Genomic DNA, 19,706 nt, shown 5'->3' with positions numbered 1-19,706 from the left:
CGCAGTACGGTTTGCCGATGTGAGGTTGTGCCAACGGAACGCCGGAACGAGGTGCAAGAGTTGATAGTGCCGGACCAGACCAGCAGCCAGACCAGCAGCCAGGACGCGATCAAGGCCCTGGCCAGGGTCGACGCGCTGCACACCGCCCTGACCCAGATCGTCCTCGAGGGTGGCAACCTGCGCCAGATCGCCGCCGAGGTGGCGCGCGTCCTCGACGTCGGCGTACTCCTCACCTCCACGGACGGGCGTGAACGAGCGGCGGAGCTGTCCGACGCACTGCGCGGCCTGATGGACGACGCCGAGCTCTTCGATCCGACCGGACGCTTCCGGGTCGAGCGGGCCGGGGCCGACGGCGTCGGGGTCGGCCGGGGACAGGTCAGGATGCTGCGCATCGTCGCCGGTGGCGCGGACCTGGCCCGTCTGGTCTGCTTCCGCGAGGCCTCGGAGATCTCCTCCGGGGACGTCCACGCGATGGAACGCGCCGCGGCAGTCGCCGCGCTGCTGATCACCCGCGAGGAGGCGGTCGGCGCGGTCGAGAACAAGTACCAGGGCGACTTCCTGCGCGACGTGCTGCTGCGACGGGCCGGGGCCGAGGAGTACGTCGTCGAGCACGTCGAGGCGTTCGGCTGGAACCTGTCGCGGCCGATGGTGGTGGTCGCCGCCGAGATCGATCCCGCGCCGGCCGACGAGCCGGCCACCTCGAACCGGATCCGCCGGCGGTGGCAGGAGCGCTTCTCCGCTGCCTGGCGCCAGGTCAGCCACACCTTCGACCCGGGCGTGCCGAGCGTCGACTTCTCCTCGGAGGTGGTGACCCTGGTGCCGGTGCCGGAGGACGCCGTCGACGGTGGCGCCTCGGTGGTGCGGCAGCTGGTCTCCGACGTGGCCGGCGACAAGGGCGGAGGGCGACGTCCCTTCTCCGTCGGCGTGAGCCGGGTGGCCGCCGACATCGAGGGCCTCCCCGAGGCCTACGCGCAGGCCCGTCGAGCGGTGGAGGTCGGACGACGGGTGCACGGCGGTGGCTCGACGACGTACTTCGACCAGCTCGGCGTGCACCGCCTGATCGCGCTGGTGCCCGACCACGACGAGCTGCACTCCTTCGCCCGCGACGTCCTCGGCGAGCTCGCCGGCACGTCCGCGGAGGTGGCCGACCTGCGCGAGACCCTCCAGGTGCTGCTCGACACGAACTTCAACGTGGCCGAGGCCGCGCGGCTCCAGTTCTTCCACTACAACACGATGCGCTACCGGGTCGGGAAGCTCGAGCGGCTGCTCGGGCCGGTGGCCTCCGACCCGCACCTGCGCCTCGACGTCGCGGTCGCCCTGCGGGTCCTCGAGATCGCCGACTGACGGGTTTGGTACGGCGCGCCGCACCGACGCGCCGTACCAAAGGGCTCGCGAACAAGATCTGCCACTGGAAGGATGTGCCGTTCAGCACAAGTCGCCGGTGTTCGGCAGGATCGGGCCCACTAGGTTCGGCAACCTGCGGAGGAAATCCGGGCTGCGGCCCGCGTCGAGGAGGCAGCATGTCGATGTTCAGGTGGGACGTGGTCGATCCGGCGCCGGGCCAGGCGGTGGCACCACACCAGCGGCTCGGCTGGGGCAAGACGGCCGGCCTCGGCGCACAACACGTGGTCGCCATGTTCGGCGCGACCTTCGTGTTCCCGATCGTCATGGGCCTCAACGCCAACCTGGCGATCATGATGAGCGGCATCGCCACGATCTGCTTCCTGCTGATCGTGAAGAACAAGGTGCCCAGCTACCTGGGCACCTCGGCGTCCTTCGTCGGCGGGGCGGGCGCGGTCTACGCACAGGGCGGCGGGCCCGAAGACGTCACCGGCGCGATCCTGGTCGCCGGCGTCGTCCTCGCCCTGGTCGGCCTGGTGATCCACTTCTTCGGGGCGCGGGTCGTCAACGCCGTGCTGCCCCCGGTCGTGACCGGTGCCGTGGTCATGCTGATCGGCTTCAACCTGGCCCCGGTGGCCACCCAGACCTACATGCCGGCCGACCCGTGGGTCGCGATCATCACCATGACCGCGGTGATCCTGATGGCCGTGGGCCTGCGCGGGTTCTTCGGGCGGATCGCGATCTTCCTCGGCCTGATCTTCGGCTATGTCCTCTCGGTCGTGGTCGACAAGGTCTTCGGCAAGACCTCGCTGCCCGTGCCGGGCAACCCGGAGCCGGGCGCCCACTGGCGGGTCGACTGGAGTGCGGTGAAGGAGGCCGACTGGTTCGGCTTCCCCAAGCACACCGCCGAGGGCCTGGTCGGCAACCAGACCGAGCTGAACAACCTCGGCGCGGTCGGCTGGCACCTCCCGGACTTCTCGTTGACCTTCGCGCTCCTCGTGCTGCCGGCGGTGATCGCACTGGTCGCCGAGAACGTCGGACACGTCAAGGCCGTGGCCGAGATGACCGAGACCGACCTCGACCCGGTGATGGGCCGGGCAGTCGCGGCCGACGGCGTCGGCACCGTCATCGCGTCCGCGGTCGGCGGCTCACCCACCACGACGTACGCCGAGAACATTGGCGTCATGGCGGCGACGAGGGTCTACTCCACGGCCGCCTACTACGTGGCCGCGGTGGTGGCGATCCTGCTTGGCCTGGTGCCGAAGTTCGGCGAGATCGTGAACCACACGCCTCCCGCCGTGCTCGGCGGGATCACCCTGGTGCTCTACGGGATGATCGGCCTGCTCGGCGCCAAGATCTGGAAGGAGAACGACGTCAACTTCGCCGATCCGGTGAACCTTGTGCCCCTTGCGGCCGGCATCATCCTGGCCATCGGCGATGCCAGCCTGAAGATCACCGACGACTTCTCCCTCAACGGCATCGCGCTGGGCACGCTGGTCACCGTGATCGGCTACCACCTGGCCCGCCTCGTGGCGCCCCGCGTCAACGACGACGGCACGATCATCGCGGTCGGCGGCACCGGCACCCATGCGAGCCCCGAGGGCGACGAGACGGACTCCGGCGCAGCCCCGGGAAGGCACCGGGACTAGGTGGCCACCGCCGGAGGTCCGTCGTGTGCCCGACACCCCGGGCACGCGCTGGCCCGCGTTCTCGAAGACTCGACGGGCCTCCGGCCCGCCATCGCTTCTCCGCCTGGCCCAGCACGCACCCGGAGCGCCGGTCACCCCCGACGCACCTCAGGCGGTGGCCACCGGTGAAGCCCGCGCCGTTCGCGTACGCCCGGCCCACCGACCTGGCGGCTGCCGTCGAGGCCCTCGCCGGGAGCACGAACGCGAAGGTGCTGGCCGGCGGACAGAGCCTGGTGCCGCTGCTCTCCATGCGGCTCGCGGCACCGGCCCTGCTGGTGGACATCAACCGGCTGCCCGACCTCGACCACGTCACCAGTGACGCATCGGGGGTGCGGGTCGGGGCGTTGGCCCGGCATGCGGCGGTGCTCGCCGACGAAGAGGCCCGACGGGTCCAACCCCTGCTGGCGATGGCCCTGGCCAACGTCGCCCACGCCACCATCCGCAACCGGGGCACGACGGTGGGTTCCCTGGTGCATGCCGATGCGGCCGCCGAGATGCCGGTGGTCCTTGCGCTGCTGGGTGGCTCCGTCGACGTGGTGGGGCCGGGCGGTCGGCGTACGGTCGCTGGCGACGCGTTGTTCCTCGGCCCGCTCGAGTCGTCACTGGCCCACGACGAGATCGCCGTGGAGGCGTTCTTCCCGGCCCTCGCGGAGGGCTCCGGCGTCGCGTTCCGTGAAGTGGCCCGAAGGCACGGCGACTACGCCCTGTGTGGCGTGGCCGTCCTCGTGCGACTCGAAGGCCGCCAGATCGTCGAGGCGCGGGCCGGCTACCTCTCGGTCAGCGACCTGCCCACGGTCGTCGACCTGGCTCCGGCGCTGGCCGGCGGCGAAGCCCCTTCGGACGAAGCGCTCACCGCCGCCGGCGAGCTGGCACTGGCCGCGCTCGACCCGCAGGGCGACATCCACGCCACCGCCGCCTACCGCGCACAGCTGGTGCGGGTGCTGACCGGCCGCACGCTGCGGGCGGCGTACGACGACGCGCGTCGACGCACGGAGGAACCATGAGCGAGGAGCTCCACGACGTCCGCCTCGTGGTCAACGGGGTGCCGCACGACCTCGGCGTGCCCGCTCGCCGGTTGCTCAGCGATGCCCTGCGCCACGACCTCGGGCTGACCGGCACCCACGTCGGCTGCGAGCACGGCGTGTGCGGCTCCTGCACGGTGCTGCTCGACGGAACCCCCGTGCGCTCCTGCCTGCTGCTCGCGGTGACCGTCTCCGGTTCCGAGGTGACCACCGTCGAGGGACTCACCAACGCCGACGGGTCACTCGGCCCGGTGCAGCAGGCGTTCAAGGACTGCCACGGGCTGCAGTGCGGCTTCTGCACCCCCGGCTTCCTCACCACGATCACCGCCGGGCTCCGCGACAACCCGTGCCCCACGCACGACGAGGCGAAGGAGATGATCGCCGGCAACCTGTGCCGCTGCACCGGCTACCAGAACATCGTCTCCGCGGTCGAGCGCGCCGCCGAGCTGATCGCCGGGGAGGGGGAGTCGCCGTGACGACACGCATGTTCGGCGAACGGGTCGCCCGCGTCGAGGACGACCGGTTCCTCCGCGGTGCCGGGCGGTACGTCGATGATCTCGGTGCCGACGCGTTGCACGCGGCGGTGCTGCGCAGCCCGCACGCCCACGCCCGCATCGTCGACATCGACGTGTCCGGCGTGCTCGACGTCGACGGAGTGCACGCCGTCTTCACCTACGACGACCTGCAGGGCCCGATGGCCGAACCGCTGCCGTTGCTCATCCCGCACCCGGCGCTCACCCACGGACGCACGCAGTACGCCCTGGCCAAGGACGAGGTGAACCACGTCGGAGAGGCGATCGCGTTCGTCGTGGCCGATGACCGCTACGTCGCTGAGGACGCCGTCGACAAGATCGTGGTGACCTACGAGTTCCTGCCGCCCGTGGTGGGCCTGGCCGCCGCACGCGCGGCCGAGCGGCTCGTGCACGACGACGTGCCCGGCAACGTCGCCGCGCGCCTGGAGCAGCACGTCGGTGACGCCCCGGCCGCCATCGCCGCGGCACCGCACCGGCTCAGCCTCGACCTCGACATCGAGCGCAGCGCGTCGACCCCGATGGAGGGGCGCGGCACCCTGGCACGCTGGGACACGGACTCGGGCCGGATGCAGGTCTGGACCTCCACCCAGACCTCCACCGGCGTCCGTGCCGCCATCGCCGCCAAGCTCGGTCTCGACCTAGGCCACGTCGACGTGATCACCCCCGACGTGGGCGGCGGCTTCGGCGTGAAGATCGTGCACCCGTGGCCGGAGGAGCTCCTGGTTCCGCTGGCCGCCAGGGCGCTCGGGCAGCCGGTGAAGTTCATCGAGGACCGCCGCGAGCACTTCATCTCCTCGGCCCACGAACGCGCCCAGGTGCAGCACGTCGAGGTCGGCTTCGACGACGACGGCAGGCTGCTCGGCCTCGACGTCGCGTTCTGGCACGACAACGGCGCCTACACGCCGTACGGCCTGATCGTCCCGATCATCACCTCGACCCAGCTGCTCGGGCCCTACAAGCCGCACAACTACCGGGTCACCTTCGAGAGTCTCTACACGAACACCGTGATCGTGACGCCGTACCGCGGGGCCGGTCGTCCGCAGGGCGTCTACGCGATGGAGCGCACCATGGACGCGATCGCGGCGTACCTCGGCAAGGACCGCGCCGACGTGCGCGCGGTCAACTTCATCCAACCCGACGAGTTTCCCTTCGACCACCACATGACCTTCCAGGACGGTCGGCCGCTGGTCTACGACTCGGGCGACTACCCGCAGCTGCTCGACAAGCTCAAGGCCCTCATCGGCTGGGACGACTTCGAGACGGTCCGCGCCGAGGCCGCGGCGCAGGGACGACGACTCGGCCTCGGCCTGGCCTGCTACGTCGAGGGCACCGGGGTGGGGCCCTACGAGGGCGCGCACATCCACGTCGAGACCAGCGGCAAGGTCAAGGTCGCCACCGGCCTGACCACCCAGGGCCAGGGGCACCAGACCGCGTTCGCGCAGATCGTCGCCGACGAGCTCGGCGTCCCCTTCGAGAGCGTGGAGGTGGTCACCGGCGACACCCGGCGGATGCCGTACGCCGTGGGCACGTTCGCCTCGCGGGCGGCCGTGATGAGCGGGTCGGCGATCCACCTGGCCGCCCGGAAGGTGAAGGAGAAGGCGCTCCGGATCGCGGCCGACGCGCTCGAGGCCTCGGTCGACGACCTCGAGATCGTCGACGGGTCGGTGCGGGTGAAGGGCGCCCCCGACAGCTCGATCGCACTCGGCACGATCGCCGTCCTGTCCAACCCGTTGCGCTACGCCTTCGACGAGGCGTCGGGTGCGGCCACCCAGTTCAGCGTCGGCGACCCGGGCAAGCCGCCGGTCGCCGAGGGGGAGGAGCCCGGACTCGAGGGCAAGGACTTCTACTCGCCGGAGCGCTCGACCTTCGCGGCCGGCATGCACGCGGTGATCGTGGAGATCGACCCCGACACCGCCGAGATCGAGATTCTCCGGTACGCCGTGGTGCACGACTGCGGCAACCTGATCAACCCGATGATCGTGCAGGGGCAGATCCACGGCGGGGTGGCGCAGGGTGTCGGCGGCGCGCTCTACGAGCGGATGGAGTACGACGAGAACGGGCAGCTGCTCAACGCATCCTTCATGGACTTCCTGATGCCCTACGTGACCGAGGTGCCGGACGGTATCGAGATCGACCACCTCGAGACGCCGAGCCCGCTGAACCCGTTGGGCCTCAAGGGCGCGGGTGAGGCGGGCGTGATCCCGTCGGCGGCGGTCTTCGCCTCGGCCATCGAGGACGCCGAGCGACTCGACCCGGGGAACCTGGCCGTCACCGCGATGCCGATCTCGCCGTCGCAGCTCTTCGACCTGCGCGAGCACCACAGAAGGGGACACCCGGTGGTTGAGGAGGCGCGCCAGCGCCGTCTCGAAACCTCCGCCCAGCACCGAAAGGACCCGTCATGAGGATCGCCGGCGAAGCCACCCTGGTCGCACCGATCGAGAAGGTCTGGAACGCGGTCCTGGACCCACACGTCCTGGTCGTCGCGATCCCCGGCTGCGAGCGGCTCGAGGAGACCGGTGAGCACGCCTACGACATGACCGTGACCGCCGGAGTCGCGGCGATCCGCGGCACCTACACGGGCACCTGCACGCTGAGCGACCTGGTCGAGCACCAGTCGCTGGTCCTCGTTGTGCAGGGCGCCGGCGCACCGGGCACGATCGGTGCCACGGTCGACGTCCGCTTCGAGTGCAACGACGACGGCACCACCACGTTGCTCTACGACGCGGACGCCGTGGTCGGGGGCATGGTCGGTGGTGTGGGCCAGCGGATGCTGACCTCGGTGAGCAGGCGGATGGCCACCGAGTTCTTCACCAACATCGAGCGGACGATCGCCCAGGGAGTGCCGGGGGTGCCGCCGCCACTCGCCGGCTCGACACCCGCTACCGAACAGTCAGCAGGAAATCTGGCCGCGGAACCTGCTGACCGTTCGGTAGCGCCGAGGAATGTCTTCACCGCTCCGACGCGAGGGTCCGGCGACCTCTCCGAGTTCGTCAAGGGCATCGCGGTCGGTGCCGGGCTGGTCGCGCTCGGGGTGGTCCTCGGCTCGAGGTTCGGACGCCGACGATGACCTCGCTGACCGTCGACTCGACGGCCCGCGAGCAGGCCGCCGCCGTACGCTCTCGTGAAATCTCGGCGCGCGAGCTGCTCGAGCTCCACCTCGACCGCATCCGCGCCCGCAACCCGCAGCTCAACGCGATCGTGTCGCTCGACGAGGAGCGGGCTCGGGCCGGTGCCGCGGCCGCCGACGAGGCGCTCGCCGCCGGTGCCGCACCCGGTCCGTTGCACGGGTTGCCGTTCGCGGTGAAGGACACCCACCGAGTCGCTGGATGGCGTACGACGTACGGGTCGCCGCTCTTCGCCGACCACGTGTCCGACGGTGACGACCTGATCGTCGAACGCATCCGCGGTGCAGGTGCGGTGCTGATCGGCAAGACCAACGTGCCGGAGTTCGCGGCCGGATCGCACACGTTCAACACGGTCTTCGGCACCACCCTCAACCCGCACGACCCATCGAGGTCTGCGGGCGGCTCGAGCGGTGGTGCCGCCTGCGCGCTGGCCTCCGGCATGGTGCCGCTGGCCGACGGGTCCGACATGGGCGGGTCCCTGCGCAACCCCGCGTCGTTCTGCGGTGTCGTCGGCCTTCGCCCCTCCCTCGGGCGGGTGCCGGAGTGGCCGAGCGCGAACCAGTGGGAGTCGACGTCCGTCGGTGGACCGTTGGCGCGCAACGTCGGCGACCTCGCGCTCCTGCTGTCCGTGCTGGCCGGCCCCGACCCGCGGGCGCCGCTGGCCCTGCGCGAACCGGGCTCCGCCTTCGCGCCGCCGCTCTCGGGCTCGTTGGCCGGCCTCCGCGTCGCGTTGTCCGTCGACCTGGGCGGCGCCTTCGAGGTGGACGCCGAGGTGGCCGCGATCGTCGAGTCCGCGGCAGCCACGTTCACAGGAGCGGGGGCGCGCGTCGAGTCGACGTACCCCTCCCTGGCAGAGGCGGACGACACGTTCCGCATCCTGCGGGCCTGGCACTTCCAGGCGAAGTTCGGGGCGCTGCTCGCCGAGCACCCCGATGCGTTCAAGCAGTCGCTGGCCGACAACATCCGGGCGGGAGAGTCGCTGACCGGTGGCGACGTGGCCCGTGCCTACGCACAGCGCACGACGCTGGCCGAGCGCATGCGGCTCTTCTTCGAGGACCACGACGTGCTGGTGCTCCCGGTGTCCCAGGTGCCGCCGTTCCCGGCCGACCAGGAGTTCCCGACGCAGATCAACGGCAGGCCCATGGAGGGCTACCTCGACTGGATGCGCTCGGCGTACTTCATCACCGTCACCGGTTGTCCGGCGATCTCCGTCCCGGCCGGCCTCACCGCCGACGGCCTGCCGGTCGGCATCCAGGTCGTGGCTCCCCACGGAGCCGACCGCCGCCTCCTCGAGGTCGCCGCCGCGTTCGAGTCCGCCCGGGCGCACAGCTGAGCTCGCCTCGCGGCAGAGACTGACCGCGGCTCCGAGCGGATCCGGTTGGGAACTGCGGCAGTTCGCCCCTCGTGCTCGTCCGCTGAGCGGGCCGGCGCCCGCCGTACGAGCGAACTGCCGCAGTTCTCGACGGGACTGCCGTCCGAACGTCGCTCGCAGGCAGCAGCGCCGATGCCGCCGTGCGACGGGCTGGCACGAAGTGCCAACGAACCCGGCCCCCGTTGGCGGATTGTGCCGTCGCCCCGGTGGCCGCACACCGGTTGAATCAAGGTCATGGCCGATCAGAGCGCGCGTCGGATCCGGGTCGGCATCGACACCGGCGGCACCTTCACCGACGTGGTGGCGCTCGACGAGGAGACCGGTGAGCTGGTCACCACCAAGACGCCCTCCACGCCGGGCAACCCGGCCGACGGCTTCATGGCCGGCATCGAGAAGGTGCTCGGACTGCTGGGCCTGCCGCAGGGGCGCGGGGACGCGCTGACCTCGGTCAGCCACGGCACGACGGTGGCCACCAACCAGCTCCTCGAGGGCAAGGTCGAGGCGCTCGGCTTCATCACCACCGAGGGCTACGAGGCGCTGCTCGAGATCGCCCGGCAGTCGGTGCCCGACGGCTACGGCAACTCCTACTTCTGGGTGAAGCCCGACCGCATCGTGCCCCGGCACCTCGTCAAGGGGGTCGGCGGTCGGCTCGACCACACGGGCACCGAGGTGAGGCCGTTCGACGCGGACGGCGCCCGCCGTGTCGCGCGATGGTTCCGGGACCGGGACATCAACACCCTGGCCGTCTGCTTCCTGCACTCCTACGCCGACTCCGCCCACGAGGAGGCCATGCTCGCGGTGCTCCGCGAGGAGCACCCGGACGCAGTCGTCTCCCTCAGCAGCGAGGTGCTGCGCGAGTACCGCGAGTACGAACGCGCGATGACCACGCTCGTCGACGCCGCAGTGAAACCGCGGTTGGGCAGCTACGTCACCAACATCAAGGACCGGCTCGACGCCTACGCGTCGGCTGACGGCGCCCGGCACGTGCCGTTCTACGTGATGAAGTCCAACGGCGGCGTGCTGAGCGCTGACGAGGTCGTCCACCAGCCGATCACCACCGTCCTGTCCGGCCCGGCCGCCGGTGCCCTGGGCGCCGCGCTGATCGCGAAGGTCGCCGGCTTCGACCGGGTGCTGACCAGCGACGGCGGCGGTACGTCGACCGACGTCAGCGTGGTGATCGACGGCGAGCCGACCCTCACCACGGAAGGCAGCGTCGGCGCCTTCCCGTCGAAGATCCCGATGATCGACGTGGTCACGGTGGGGGCCGGAGGCGGCTCGATCGCGTGGCTCTCACCGGAGGGCGCGCTCAAGGTCGGGCCCCAGTCGGCAGGCGCCGACCCCGGCCCGCTGTGCTACGCCAAGGGCGGCGACGCGGTCACGATCACCGACGCCCATGTCTTCCTGGGCCGGGTGCCTCCGCACCTGCTGGGCGGCGAGATCCCGCTCGACGTCGCAGCGGCTGACGCAGGGATCCGCAAGCTGGCCGGCGACCTCGACCTCACCCCGGAGGCCTGTGCCGCCGGCGTACTCGAGATCTCGGCATGGAACCAGGCCAACGCGCTGCGGGCGGTGACCGTCAAGCGAGGCCTCGACGTACGCGACTTCACGCTGACCACGTTCGGCGGGTCCGGATCCCTGCTGCTGTGCCGCTTGGCCGACATCCTTGGGCTCCGGTCGGTGCTGGTGCCGCCGAACCCCGGCAACGTGTCGGCGTTCGGCCTGCTCACCGTCGACGTGAAGAACGACTACGTCCAGACCCACGTCCGGATGCACGACGACCTCGAGCCCGCGGACCTGCAGACGGTCTACGACGAGCTCTGCGATCGGGCCCGCACGGCGCTGACCAAGGAGGGCTTCGGCCCGGAACAGCACCGGTTCTTCAGGACCGCCGACCTGCGCTACTTCGGGCAGGCCTTCGAGGTCAGGGTGCCGTTGCCCGAGGGCGCGGTCGACGCCGCACTCCTCGACGAGGTCGCGACCCGCTTCCACGACGAGCACCGGGTGCTCTACGGCTATGACTTCGCCGGCGACCCGCGGCAACGGGTCGAGTGGGTCAACCTGCGGGTCTCCGGGGTGGGCCCGATCCAGCGCCCGGAGATCCGTGAGCACCCACTCGCCCTGCGGTTGGATGAGGAGGGCCGGGGCACGCCGTTGGTTGAGGAGGGCCGCCAAGGCCCGTCTCGAAACCACCGGCAACCTGGTTTCGAGACGCTTGCAGAGCAACCGCCTCAACCAGCGGAGGCTCGTCCGGCGAGCAGGCGGGCGGTCTGCTTCGAGGTGTCCGACGGGTACGTCGACACGCCGGTCTTCTGGCGACCGGACCTCGCGCCGGGACAGACCCTGACCGGGCCGGCGATCATCGAGGAGTTCGGCTCGACGGTGCCGCTGCACCCCGGGTTCCGGGCCACCGTCGACCGGTTCCTCAACATCATCGTGACGAGGGAGGACTGATGGCCTCGACCGGGTCTGGGGGGAGCCGTCGGGCGCCGACGGACTTCCCGTTCGGCACCCTGACCGACGACGCCGGCGCCAGCGCGGAGCAGGTGGTGGTGGAGATCGTTCAGGGCAGCCTGGCCGCCGTCGAGATGGAGGTCGAGACCGCGATCGGCCGCACCAGTCGCAGCCCGATGATCCGCGACGCCCACGACTTCCGCGCCGGCATCCACGACCGGTTGCTCCGCAAGCTGACCGGCCGCTCCTACTCCGCACTGGTGCACCCGGTCGCGCGCGACTTCCCGATCACGGAGATGCGCGAGGGCGACGTGTTCTTCCACAACGACGTCTATCGGTCCGAAGGGGGCATTGGCCACCTGCCCGACCTCTGCGTCACGGTGCCGGTCTTCCACGACGGGCAGGTCGTCGCGTTCGTCCAGGCCTTCGGGCACCACGACGACATCGGCGGCTGCGTGCCCGGCTCCATGCCCAGTGGCGCCACCTCGGTCTACGAAGAGGGCCTGATGGTGCCGCCCATCAAGCTCTGGGACGCCGGCGTACCCAACAGGTCGGCGCTGGCGATCATGACCCGCAACTCACGCATGCCCGACAGCCTCGCCGCCGACCTCGACGCCGAGTGCTCGGCCTGCCTGATGGGCGCACGCAGACTGGGCGAGCTGTTCGCGAGGTACGGCAAGGAGACCGTCGAGTCCTGCTTCGACGCGATCATCGACCGGACCACGCAGACCTACCGGCGCGAGATCCTCTCGCAGATCCCGATCGGCCAGTGGGTCTGGGAGGACTACGCCGAGCACGACGGCGTCGACGAGCCGCGGCTCTTCGCCCAGCGGATCACGATGACCCGCACCGGCGCTGACGATCCGGACGGCGAGCGCCTGGTGCTCGACTTCGAGGGCACCTCGCCGCAGGCCAAGGGACCGATCAACCACTGCGGCGACTACAGCGACGGCAACTTCCTCAAGAAGTGGCTGGCCCCGATCCTGCGCAACCTCGCCGAGTCGCCCGAACGGATGGCCGAGCTCGACGTCAACGAGGGCGTCGTACCCCTGATCGAGATGCGCTTCCCGCCACCGGGCACGTTGCTGACCCCGGTCTTCCCGGCCCCGACCAACGCCCGCACCTTCGTGATCCTCAGGCTGCTGGGCGTGCTGGCCGGCGTACTCGCCAAGGCGGTCGACGGCCGGATGCCCGCCGACCAGGAGACGATCCGCTACACCGGGGTGTACGGCGAGGACCGGCAGGGCGCGCCGTACCTCATGCGCGAGGTTCTCGGCGGCGGGTCCGGGGGCCGCTACTACGCCGACGGAGAGGACACCATCCACGTCGTGCCCGACTCGCGGAACCTGCCCTCGGAGTTCACCGAGAGCCGTTTTCCCTTCCTGGTCGAGCGATTGGGCCTCGCCAAGGACTCCGGAGGGGCCGGCCAGTTCCGCGGTGGACTCGGCTACGAGAAGCACATCCGCATGCTCAAGGACGCCCACTTCATGTCGATCGCCGACCGCTCGATCCTCGCCTGTTGGGGAGTCAAGGGCGGTCTGGCCGGCAGGCCGTTCGAGGTGGTCGTCGACCCGGGCGGGCCCGCCGAGCGGGTGGTCGACGCCCTGGCCGACGCCGAGCCGGTCAAGGCCGGCGAGGTGATCCGCATCCGCACGACGGGAGGCGGTGGCTGGGGCAACCCGCTCGACCGGGACCCCGAGCTGGTCGTGCGCGACGTGGTCTGGGAGAAGGTCTCGCCAGAAGCCGCGCTGGCCGACTACGGGGTGGTGCTCACCGGCAGTGTCGACGACGACACCCTCGCCCACGACCCGGCAGCCACGGCCACCGAGCGCGCCGCACGGCCGGCCCCGAGCGACGCGTTCTTCGACCGCGGGCCCGGTTACGCGCGACTGTCCGGCGGCGCAGACTCCGCCGACGTCGACTTCGTCGGGTCACAGCCATGAGGGTCCTGCTCGCGCTGGGCGGCAACGCGATGACCGCCGCCGACGGCAGCGCCCGGCCCGGTGACCAGATCGCCGCCGCCCGGGTGGCGATGACAGCCGTGGCCGATCTCGTCACGCGCGCGACGGACCCGGTGGACGTGGTGATCACCCACGGCAACGGGCCACAGGTCGGCAACCTCCTCGTCAAGAACGAGCTGGCCGCGGCCGTCGTACCCCCGGTGCCGCTGGACTGGTGCGGCGCACAGACCCAGGCCACGCTCGGCTTCGTGCTGATGGACGCGCTCGACGACGAGCTCGCCCGCCGGGGCGCGGACCGGCGCAGCGCCACGGTCGTGACCCGCACCCGCGTCGACGTCGACGATCCCGGGCTGACGCATCCCAGCAAGCCGATCGGTCGTTTCCTCGACCGCGACGCGGCGGCGCTGCTGGTCGAGCACGGGGAGACTTGGGAGGACCGCGGCGAGAAGGGCTGGCGCCGCATCGTCGCCTCGCCCGAGCCGCGCGAGATCCTCGACGCCGCCGCCGTACGCGCCCTGGTCGATGCCGGATTCATCGTGATCGCCAACGGTGGTGGAGGTGTCCCGGTGATCCGCTCGGAAGCCGGCCTGGTCGGTGTCGAGGCGGTCATCGACAAGGACCTCGGCGCGGCGCTGTTGGCCGCGACTGTCGAGGCCGACGTGCTGGTCATCGCCACCGACGTCACCCACGCCGTGCTCCGGTTCGGTACGCCGCAGGCCGAGCCCATCGGCCGGGTCACGGTCTCCGACCTGCGCGCGATGGCCGGCGAGGGCCACTTCGCGAGCGGGTCGATGGGCCCCAAGGTCGACGCGGCCTGCCGGTTCGTCGAGAACGGCGGCCGCTACTCCGTGATCAGCGATCTCGCGCACATCCTCGACGCCGTCGCCGGCGCCGCCGGCACCGTCGTCGTACCCGACCAGACCCCAGCCCAAGACGGTGGTTGAGGAGGTCGCGCAGCGACCGTCTCGAAATCACCCACCAAAGAAAGGACGGCCATGCCCGCCATCGAAGTACGCAAGGTCCCGATCCACTCCGTCGCCGACGCCAGCGAGCTGGCCAAACTGATCGACGACGGCGTCATGCACGCCGACCGGGTGATCGCGATCATCGGCAAGACCGAGGGCAACGGGGGAGTCAACGACTACACCCGCATCATCTCCGACCGCGCGTTCCGCGAGGTGCTCGTCGAGAAGGGTGCCCCCGCCGACCAGGTCAAGCAGATCCCGATCGTGTGGTCCGGCGGCACTGACGGCGTGATCAGCCCGCACGCCACGATCTTCGCGACGGTGCCCGACGAGGACGCCGTACAGACCGACGAACCGCGCCTCACCGTCGGGTTCGCGATGAGCGAGCCGTTGCTGCCCGAGGAGATCGGGCGTACGCCGATGGTCAGCAAGGTCGCCGCGGCCGTGAAGGTCGCGATGGAGAAGGCCGGCATCACCGATCCGTCCGACGTCCACTACGTGCAGACCAAGACGCCCCTGCTCACCATCCACACGATCCGCGACGCGAAGTCGCGCGGCAAGACGGTTTGGACCGAGCACACCCACGAGTCGATGGACCTCTCCAACGGCTGTACGGCGCTGGGCGTCGCCCTCGCGTTGGGCGAGATCGAGATGCCCACCGACGCCGACGTGATGCACAACCGCGAGCTGTTCTCGGCGGTCGCCTCGTGCTCGTCGGGGGTGGAGCTCGACGTGGCGCAGGTGGTCGTGGTCGGCAACGCGCCCGGGGTCGGTGGCCGCTACCGCATCGGCCACTCGGTGATGAAGGACGCCCTCGACCAGGACGGTCTCTGGGAGGCGATCAAGGACGCCGGCCTCGAGCTGCCGGAGCGCCCGCACCACACAGACCTCGACGGACGCCTGGTCAACCTGTTCCTCAAGTGCGAGGCCTCGCAGGACGGCATGGTCCGCGGGCGGCGCAACGCGATGCTCGACGACTCCGACGTTCACTGGCACCGCCAGATCAAGGCCGCCGTCGGTGGCGTGACGGCCGCCGTGACCGGTGACCCGGCGGTGTTCGTGTCGGTGTCGGCCGCACATCAGGGCCCGGAGGGCGGCGGCCCGGTCGCCGCGATCGTCGACCTCGGATAGGGGTCGGGCAGGTCAGCGCGCGATCCGAAGGGACAGCAGCCGGCTGCTCAGCGACTTGCCGTGCGTGTCGATCGCCAGGGACGTCGTGACGCCACCGGCCAGGGCCTGGCGGCAGACGAACTGGAGGCCGTGCACGTTCGGCAGCTCGAAGCGCTGCACCCGCCCGCCGAACTCCCCGGCGAAGTGGGCTTCGACCCGCTCGGCGGTGACCTCCCGGACCAGCCACTCGTAGTCGGCGTCGTCGAGGGGGAAGAGCGACAGGATCGACGTGTCGCCCTTGTCGCCGGCCCGGGCGTGGGCGACGTCGTGCAGGAGTACGTCGTTCATCAGGCCTCCAGGATCGTGGTGGTGGGCGTGACCCGGTCGCGGTCGACCATCGTCGAGACGATGCCGATGACCTCGGAGGCACTGGTGCGTACGCCGCCGCCACCGGCCGGCCCGTTGGTGTAGAGCGACTCCACCTCGTGGCAGATGTGTTGGGCCTGGTCCAGCGAGCTGGCCATGCCGGCGACCCGCAACCGGGCATGCTCGATCTCGCCGTGGTGCCCGTCGCCCTCGCTGAGGCTGCCGGTCAGCTCGACCCTGATCGGGGTGCCGGAGGCCGCGAGCCGTTCCCGCACGACCGACGCGGCCAGGCGCGCGCGGTCGACGCATCCCGGGCCGGCGTAGGAGATGCCTGCCTCGGCGCGGTGACCGGCGCGGTAGCCGACGCTGGTCTTGAGCTGCTCCGGTCGGGTGGCGCCACGGGCTCCGTGCACCCGCACCCGATCGGCGCCGGTCTCCTCGATGCGGACGTCGTACAGGCCCAGGGAGACGTCGGGCGTCAGGTAGGCGCCGGGATCGCTGATCTCGTAGAGCAGCTGCTCGCGCACGGTGCGCCGGTCGAGCACGCCGCCGGTGACCGCCAGCTTGCCGAGCTCGACGCTGCCGTCGGCGGCGACGTCGGCGAACGGGTAGCCGAGGTCGGCCAGCCCGGGCACGTCCTTGCGACCGGGGTCGGCGAAGTAGCCGCCGGTCACCTGGGTGCCGCACTCGAGCAGGTGACCCACCAGCGTGCCTGCGGCGATGACGTCCGTGTCGTCGAGGTCCCAGCCGTGCCGGTCGGCCAGCGCGGCGACGAACAGCGACGGGTCCGCGACCCGTCCGGTGATCACGACGTCGGCACCGGCCCGCAACCCCGGCATCAGGGTCTCGGCGCCGATGTAGGCGTTGGCGGAGACGATCTCGCCGCGCTCGTGGAGGGGGCGGCCGTCCTCGAGGCACGGCTGGTCGAGGTCGAGCTGGGCCAGGACGTCGTCCCCGGTCACGACGGCCACGGTGCACGCGAGCCCGAGGCCGCGGGCCACCTCGAGGACGACCTCACCGGCGCCCAGCGGGTTGGCCGCACCGAGGTTGCTGATCAGCCGGGTGCCGCGGGCCAGGGCGTGGGGGAGCAGTGCGGCGAACCGCTCGCGGGTGCGTTCGTCGTACCCGCTGGTGGGGTCGAGGCGGCGGCGCTGCTGGCCCAGGGCGATGGTGCGCTCGGCGAGGCACTCGAGCACGAGGTCGTCGAGCCCACCGTCGCGCAGTAGGTCGACCGCGGGCCCGATGCGGTCGCCGGCGAACCCGGCGCCCGACCCGATCCGGACGGTGTTCGGTGACGCGCTCATACGCTCAGCGCTCCCGTGACCAGGGCGGTCGCCGTCATCACCAGGGTGGTCGCGAACGCCCACCCGAAGATGTGGCGCTGGTGCGCGCCCAGGTCGACCTTGCTCATCCCCACGAGGATGAACGTGGCGGCGGTGAGCGGGCTGAGCGGGAAGCCGGTCGTCATCTGGCCGAGGATCGCGGCCCGGCCGATCTCGGCCGGGTCACCCCCGAAGGAGGCGGTCGTCTCGGCCAGCACCGGTACGACGCCGAAGTAGTAGGCGTCCGGGGTGAAGACCAGGCTCAACGGCATGCCGGTGATCGCGGTGAGCACCGGCAGCCAGTTGCCGCCACCGGAGGGAATGATCGAGACCAGGCCCTCGGCCATGGCGGTGATCATGCCGGTCCCGCCGAGCACTCCGGTGAGGACTCCGGCGGCGAAGATCATCGCGACGACCATCACGACGTTGCCGCCGTGGCGCTGGAACAGCTCCTGCTGGTCCTCCCACCGCGGCAGGTTGACGGCCAGGGCGCAGGCGAACGCGACGACGAACGCGACCTCGAGCGGCATCAGCTGGAAGAGCAGCACGACCACGAGGGCGAGCGTCAGCGCGACGTTGAACACCTGCACCCAGCGGCCCTCACGGCCGACCCGTTCGCGGGTCGGCAGGTCGCCCGGATCGGACGAGGGAGCCAGGCCGCCGTCGTCGGTGTGTCCGTGCCCGGTGTCCGTGCCTCCCGACGAAGCAGCCGCCACGCCGACCAGCTCGGGGTCGAGCACCGCGATGCGGGCGCGCTCGCGCCGGCCGATGACGTAGGAGGCGAACAGCACCCACACGATCCCGACGACCATGGCCGGCACGACGGGCAGGAAGATGTCGGAGCTCTTCAGGTCGAGCGCGGCCATCGCCCGGACGGTGGGACCGCCCCACGGGATCATGTTCATCACGCCGGCGGCCAGCGCCACGACCCCGGTGAGTACGACGGGCCGCATGCCCAGCCGCTTGTAGATCGGCAGGAAGGCCGACACGGCGATCAGGAACGTGGAGGCGCCGTCGCCGTCGAGGGCCACCATCAGCGTGACCACGGCGGTGCCGACGGTGATCTTCATCGGGTCGCCGCCCGCCCAGCGCACCACGGTGCGGATCATCGGGTCGAAGAGGCCCTGGTCGACCATCAGGCTGAAGTAGAGGATCGCGAAGGCGATCATCACCGCCACCGGTGCGACGGTGAGGATGCCGTCGCCGATGAAGGTGCCGAGGTCCTCTCCGTAGCCGCCGATGAGGGCGAAGCCGATCGGCACCAGCACGAGGCACAGCAGCACCGAGACGCGGCGGGTCAGGGTCAGCACCAGGAACAGTCCGACGGTGGCGAAGCCGAGTGCAGCAACCACGAGGTCCTCCAAGATCGATGAGCAAGTCCTCGACGAGTCTGGGGTCGAACACCTGTCGACGTCCAACATCAATAACCGATATATTGATCGGCTGTGAGCATGAATCCCACGTTGGCGCAGCTCCGGGTGGTCGTCGTGGTGGCCGAGGAGCGCAACTTCAGCCGGGCCGCCAAGAGGCTTCTCGTGGCCCAGTCGTCGTTGAGCCGAACCGTCGCGGAGGTCGAGCGCTCGGTCGGTGCCGCGCTCTTCGAACGCACCACCCGCCACGTGGAGGTGACTCCGGACGGCGTCGCGTTCGTGGCGATCGCCGAGCGGGTGCTCGCGGCGTACGACGAGGGGATGACCCACTTCTCCGGATACCTGGAGGGAACGGTGGGCGTGCTGCGCATCGCGGCCCTGCCCTCGCTGGCGGCCACCCTGTTGCCCGGCACCGTGATCCGCCTGCGCAGGCAGCGCCCCCAGGTGCGCGTCGAGGTGGAGGACGTGCTGGCCGGCGACGTCGTCGAGAAGGTGCGGGGCGGCGAGGTCGACCTGGCCCTGACCGCGGCGCCGGTGCTGGGAGTGGCACCGCCCGCGACCGTGGACGGGCTGCCCTTCACCGCGCTCGCGACGGACACGTTCCGGTGCCTGATGGCGCCCGACCATCATCTGGCGGGCCGCACCTCGGTGGCCTGGGAGGAGCTGAGCCGCGAGGCGTTCGTCTCCTTCGACGGCGCCAGCTCGGTGCGCGCGATCGTGGAGGCGATCTTCGCCTCGCGCGACGTCGAGCCGGTACGTCGCGTCAGCGCGCGCAATGTCGCGACCGTTGCGGGACTGTGCGCGGCCGGCCTGGGCGTATCCGCCGTACCGGCCTTCGTGCTGCCCCTGATGGGCTTCGCCGGCCTGGCCAGCGTCCCCCTGGTCGATCCGGTGGTGAGTCGGCACATCGGGGTCCTGACCGACCCGCGACGTGAGCGCAGCCGGGCCGCGACCACCTTGCTCCAGGTGCTCCGTGAGCAGGCCGACGAGGACGACCCGCTCCCACCCGGCGCCACGTGGAACTGAGCCCGGGCCCGGATCCCGTGGCCCGGCCCGATCTGCCCGCCGGCCTGTCGGTGC

15 protein-coding genes are annotated in these 19,706 nt (G+C 71.0%); 12 read left to right on the top strand and 3 right to left on the bottom strand.

Annotation, left to right across the window (positions count from 1 at the left end; all coding sequences use genetic code 11):
• The first annotated feature begins 66 nt into the window (after positions 1-66).
• The 11 genes from ASD66_RS01055 (at position 67) to ASD66_RS01005 (ending at position 15,589) form a co-directional block, all read left to right on the top strand.
• Positions 67-1,344, top strand: coding sequence for a PucR family transcriptional regulator (locus ASD66_RS01055; RefSeq protein WP_056889795.1), 1,278 nt, complete (start codon positions 67-69; stop codon positions 1,342-1,344).
• Positions 1,345-1,520: 176 nt separating this feature from the next.
• The gene (locus tag ASD66_RS01050) at positions 1,521-2,990 is read left to right on the top strand and encodes a uracil-xanthine permease family protein (RefSeq protein WP_056889794.1); all 1,470 of its coding nucleotides are present in this window, start codon (positions 1,521-1,523) and stop codon (positions 2,988-2,990) included.
• 164 nt (positions 2,991-3,154) lie between these two features.
• Positions 3,155-4,033, top strand: a complete 879-nt coding sequence (locus ASD66_RS01045; protein ID WP_056889793.1) for an FAD binding domain-containing protein — start codon at positions 3,155-3,157, stop codon at positions 4,031-4,033.
• Positions 4,030-4,527, top strand: coding sequence for a (2Fe-2S)-binding protein (locus ASD66_RS01040; RefSeq protein ID WP_056687368.1), 498 nt, complete (start codon positions 4,030-4,032; stop codon positions 4,525-4,527). Before ASD66_RS01045 ends, ASD66_RS01040 begins: the two co-directional genes overlap by 4 nt.
• Positions 4,524-6,986: an aerobic carbon-monoxide dehydrogenase large subunit gene (gene cutA, locus ASD66_RS01035; RefSeq protein ID WP_056889792.1), complete on the top strand. Its 2,463-nt coding sequence runs from the start codon at positions 4,524-4,526 to the stop codon at positions 6,984-6,986. The genes ASD66_RS01040 and cutA overlap by 4 nt, the downstream gene beginning before the upstream one ends.
• Positions 6,983-7,651, top strand: coding sequence for an SRPBCC family protein (locus tag ASD66_RS01030; RefSeq protein WP_056889791.1), 669 nt, complete (start codon positions 6,983-6,985; stop codon positions 7,649-7,651). Before cutA ends, ASD66_RS01030 begins: the two co-directional genes overlap by 4 nt.
• Positions 7,648-9,042, top strand: coding sequence for an amidase (locus tag ASD66_RS01025; protein ID WP_056889790.1), 1,395 nt, complete (start codon positions 7,648-7,650; stop codon positions 9,040-9,042). The genes ASD66_RS01030 and ASD66_RS01025 overlap by 4 nt, the downstream gene beginning before the upstream one ends.
• Positions 9,043-9,315: 273 nt before the next feature.
• Positions 9,316-11,532, top strand: coding sequence for a hydantoinase/oxoprolinase family protein (locus ASD66_RS01020; RefSeq protein WP_056687357.1), 2,217 nt, complete (start codon positions 9,316-9,318; stop codon positions 11,530-11,532).
• On the top strand, positions 11,532-13,475 hold the full coding sequence (locus tag ASD66_RS01015; protein ID WP_056687355.1) for a hydantoinase B/oxoprolinase family protein: 1,944 nt from the start codon (positions 11,532-11,534) through the stop codon (positions 13,473-13,475). Before ASD66_RS01020 ends, ASD66_RS01015 begins: the two co-directional genes overlap by 1 nt.
• A complete protein-coding gene (locus ASD66_RS01010; RefSeq protein WP_056687353.1) occupies positions 13,472-14,437 on the top strand; it encodes a carbamate kinase in 966 nt (321 codons plus the stop codon). Before ASD66_RS01015 ends, ASD66_RS01010 begins: the two co-directional genes overlap by 4 nt.
• Positions 14,438-14,488: 51 nt before the next feature.
• Complete coding sequence (locus ASD66_RS01005; RefSeq protein WP_056687351.1) at positions 14,489-15,589, top strand: ring-opening amidohydrolase; 1,101 nt, start codon at positions 14,489-14,491, stop codon at positions 15,587-15,589.
• A gap of 12 nt (positions 15,590-15,601) precedes the next feature.
• Here the strand turns inward: ASD66_RS01005 and ASD66_RS01000 are convergent, their stop codons facing one another.
• Genes ASD66_RS01000 through ASD66_RS00990 form a run of 3 tightly spaced genes read right to left on the bottom strand, consistent with a single transcriptional unit; the run spans position 15,602 to position 18,608 of the window.
• Complete coding sequence (locus ASD66_RS01000; RefSeq protein WP_056889789.1) at positions 15,602-15,916, bottom strand: hypothetical protein; 315 nt, start codon at positions 15,914-15,916, stop codon at positions 15,602-15,604.
• Positions 15,916-17,238 carry an acyclic terpene utilization AtuA family protein gene (locus ASD66_RS00995; RefSeq protein ID WP_056889788.1) on the bottom strand — a complete coding sequence of 441 codons (1,323 nt, stop codon included), beginning with the start codon at positions 17,236-17,238 and terminating at the stop codon, positions 15,916-15,918. The genes ASD66_RS01000 and ASD66_RS00995 overlap by 1 nt, the downstream gene beginning before the upstream one ends.
• Positions 17,235-18,608, bottom strand: coding sequence for a CitMHS family transporter (locus tag ASD66_RS00990; protein WP_056890527.1), 1,374 nt, complete (start codon positions 18,606-18,608; stop codon positions 17,235-17,237). The genes ASD66_RS00995 and ASD66_RS00990 overlap by 4 nt, the downstream gene beginning before the upstream one ends.
• A gap of 99 nt (positions 18,609-18,707) precedes the next feature.
• Here ASD66_RS00990 and ASD66_RS00985 point away from each other — a divergent pair, with 99 nt between their 5' ends.
• Entirely contained in the window at positions 18,708-19,652 is a 945-nt protein-coding gene (locus ASD66_RS00985; RefSeq protein ID WP_056889787.1) for a LysR family transcriptional regulator, read from the top strand.
• The last annotated feature ends 54 nt before the right edge of the window (positions 19,653-19,706 follow it).

The organism is Nocardioides sp. Root151 (assembly GCF_001427925.1).
In the GTDB taxonomy this organism is placed as follows: Bacteria; Actinomycetota; Actinomycetes; order Propionibacteriales; family Nocardioidaceae; genus Nocardioides.
The sequence above is the reverse complement of the archived record's forward strand: the minus strand, read 5'-3'. Positions and strand labels throughout refer to the sequence as shown.

Coding starts and splice junctions, on each gene's coding strand:
- ASD66_RS01015 (WP_056687355.1), top strand. CDS start 11,532: ATGGCCTCGACCGGGTCTGGGGGGAGCCGTCGGGCGCCGACGGACTTC.
- ASD66_RS01020 (WP_056687357.1), top strand. CDS start 9,316: ATGGCCGATCAGAGCGCGCGTCGGATCCGGGTCGGCATCGACACCGGC.
- ASD66_RS01030 (WP_056889791.1), top strand. CDS start 6,983: ATGAGGATCGCCGGCGAAGCCACCCTGGTCGCACCGATCGAGAAGGTC.
- ASD66_RS01025 (WP_056889790.1), top strand. CDS start 7,648: ATGACCTCGCTGACCGTCGACTCGACGGCCCGCGAGCAGGCCGCCGCC.
- ASD66_RS01000 (WP_056889789.1), bottom strand. CDS start 15,916: ATGAACGACGTACTCCTGCACGACGTCGCCCACGCCCGGGCCGGCGAC.
- ASD66_RS01050 (WP_056889794.1), top strand. CDS start 1,521: ATGTCGATGTTCAGGTGGGACGTGGTCGATCCGGCGCCGGGCCAGGCG.
- ASD66_RS00985 (WP_056889787.1), top strand. CDS start 18,708: ATGAATCCCACGTTGGCGCAGCTCCGGGTGGTCGTCGTGGTGGCCGAG.
- ASD66_RS00995 (WP_056889788.1), bottom strand. CDS start 17,238: ATGAGCGCGTCACCGAACACCGTCCGGATCGGGTCGGGCGCCGGGTTC.
- ASD66_RS01040 (WP_056687368.1), top strand. CDS start 4,030: ATGAGCGAGGAGCTCCACGACGTCCGCCTCGTGGTCAACGGGGTGCCG.
- ASD66_RS01005 (WP_056687351.1), top strand. CDS start 14,489: ATGCCCGCCATCGAAGTACGCAAGGTCCCGATCCACTCCGTCGCCGAC.
- ASD66_RS01010 (WP_056687353.1), top strand. CDS start 13,472: ATGAGGGTCCTGCTCGCGCTGGGCGGCAACGCGATGACCGCCGCCGAC.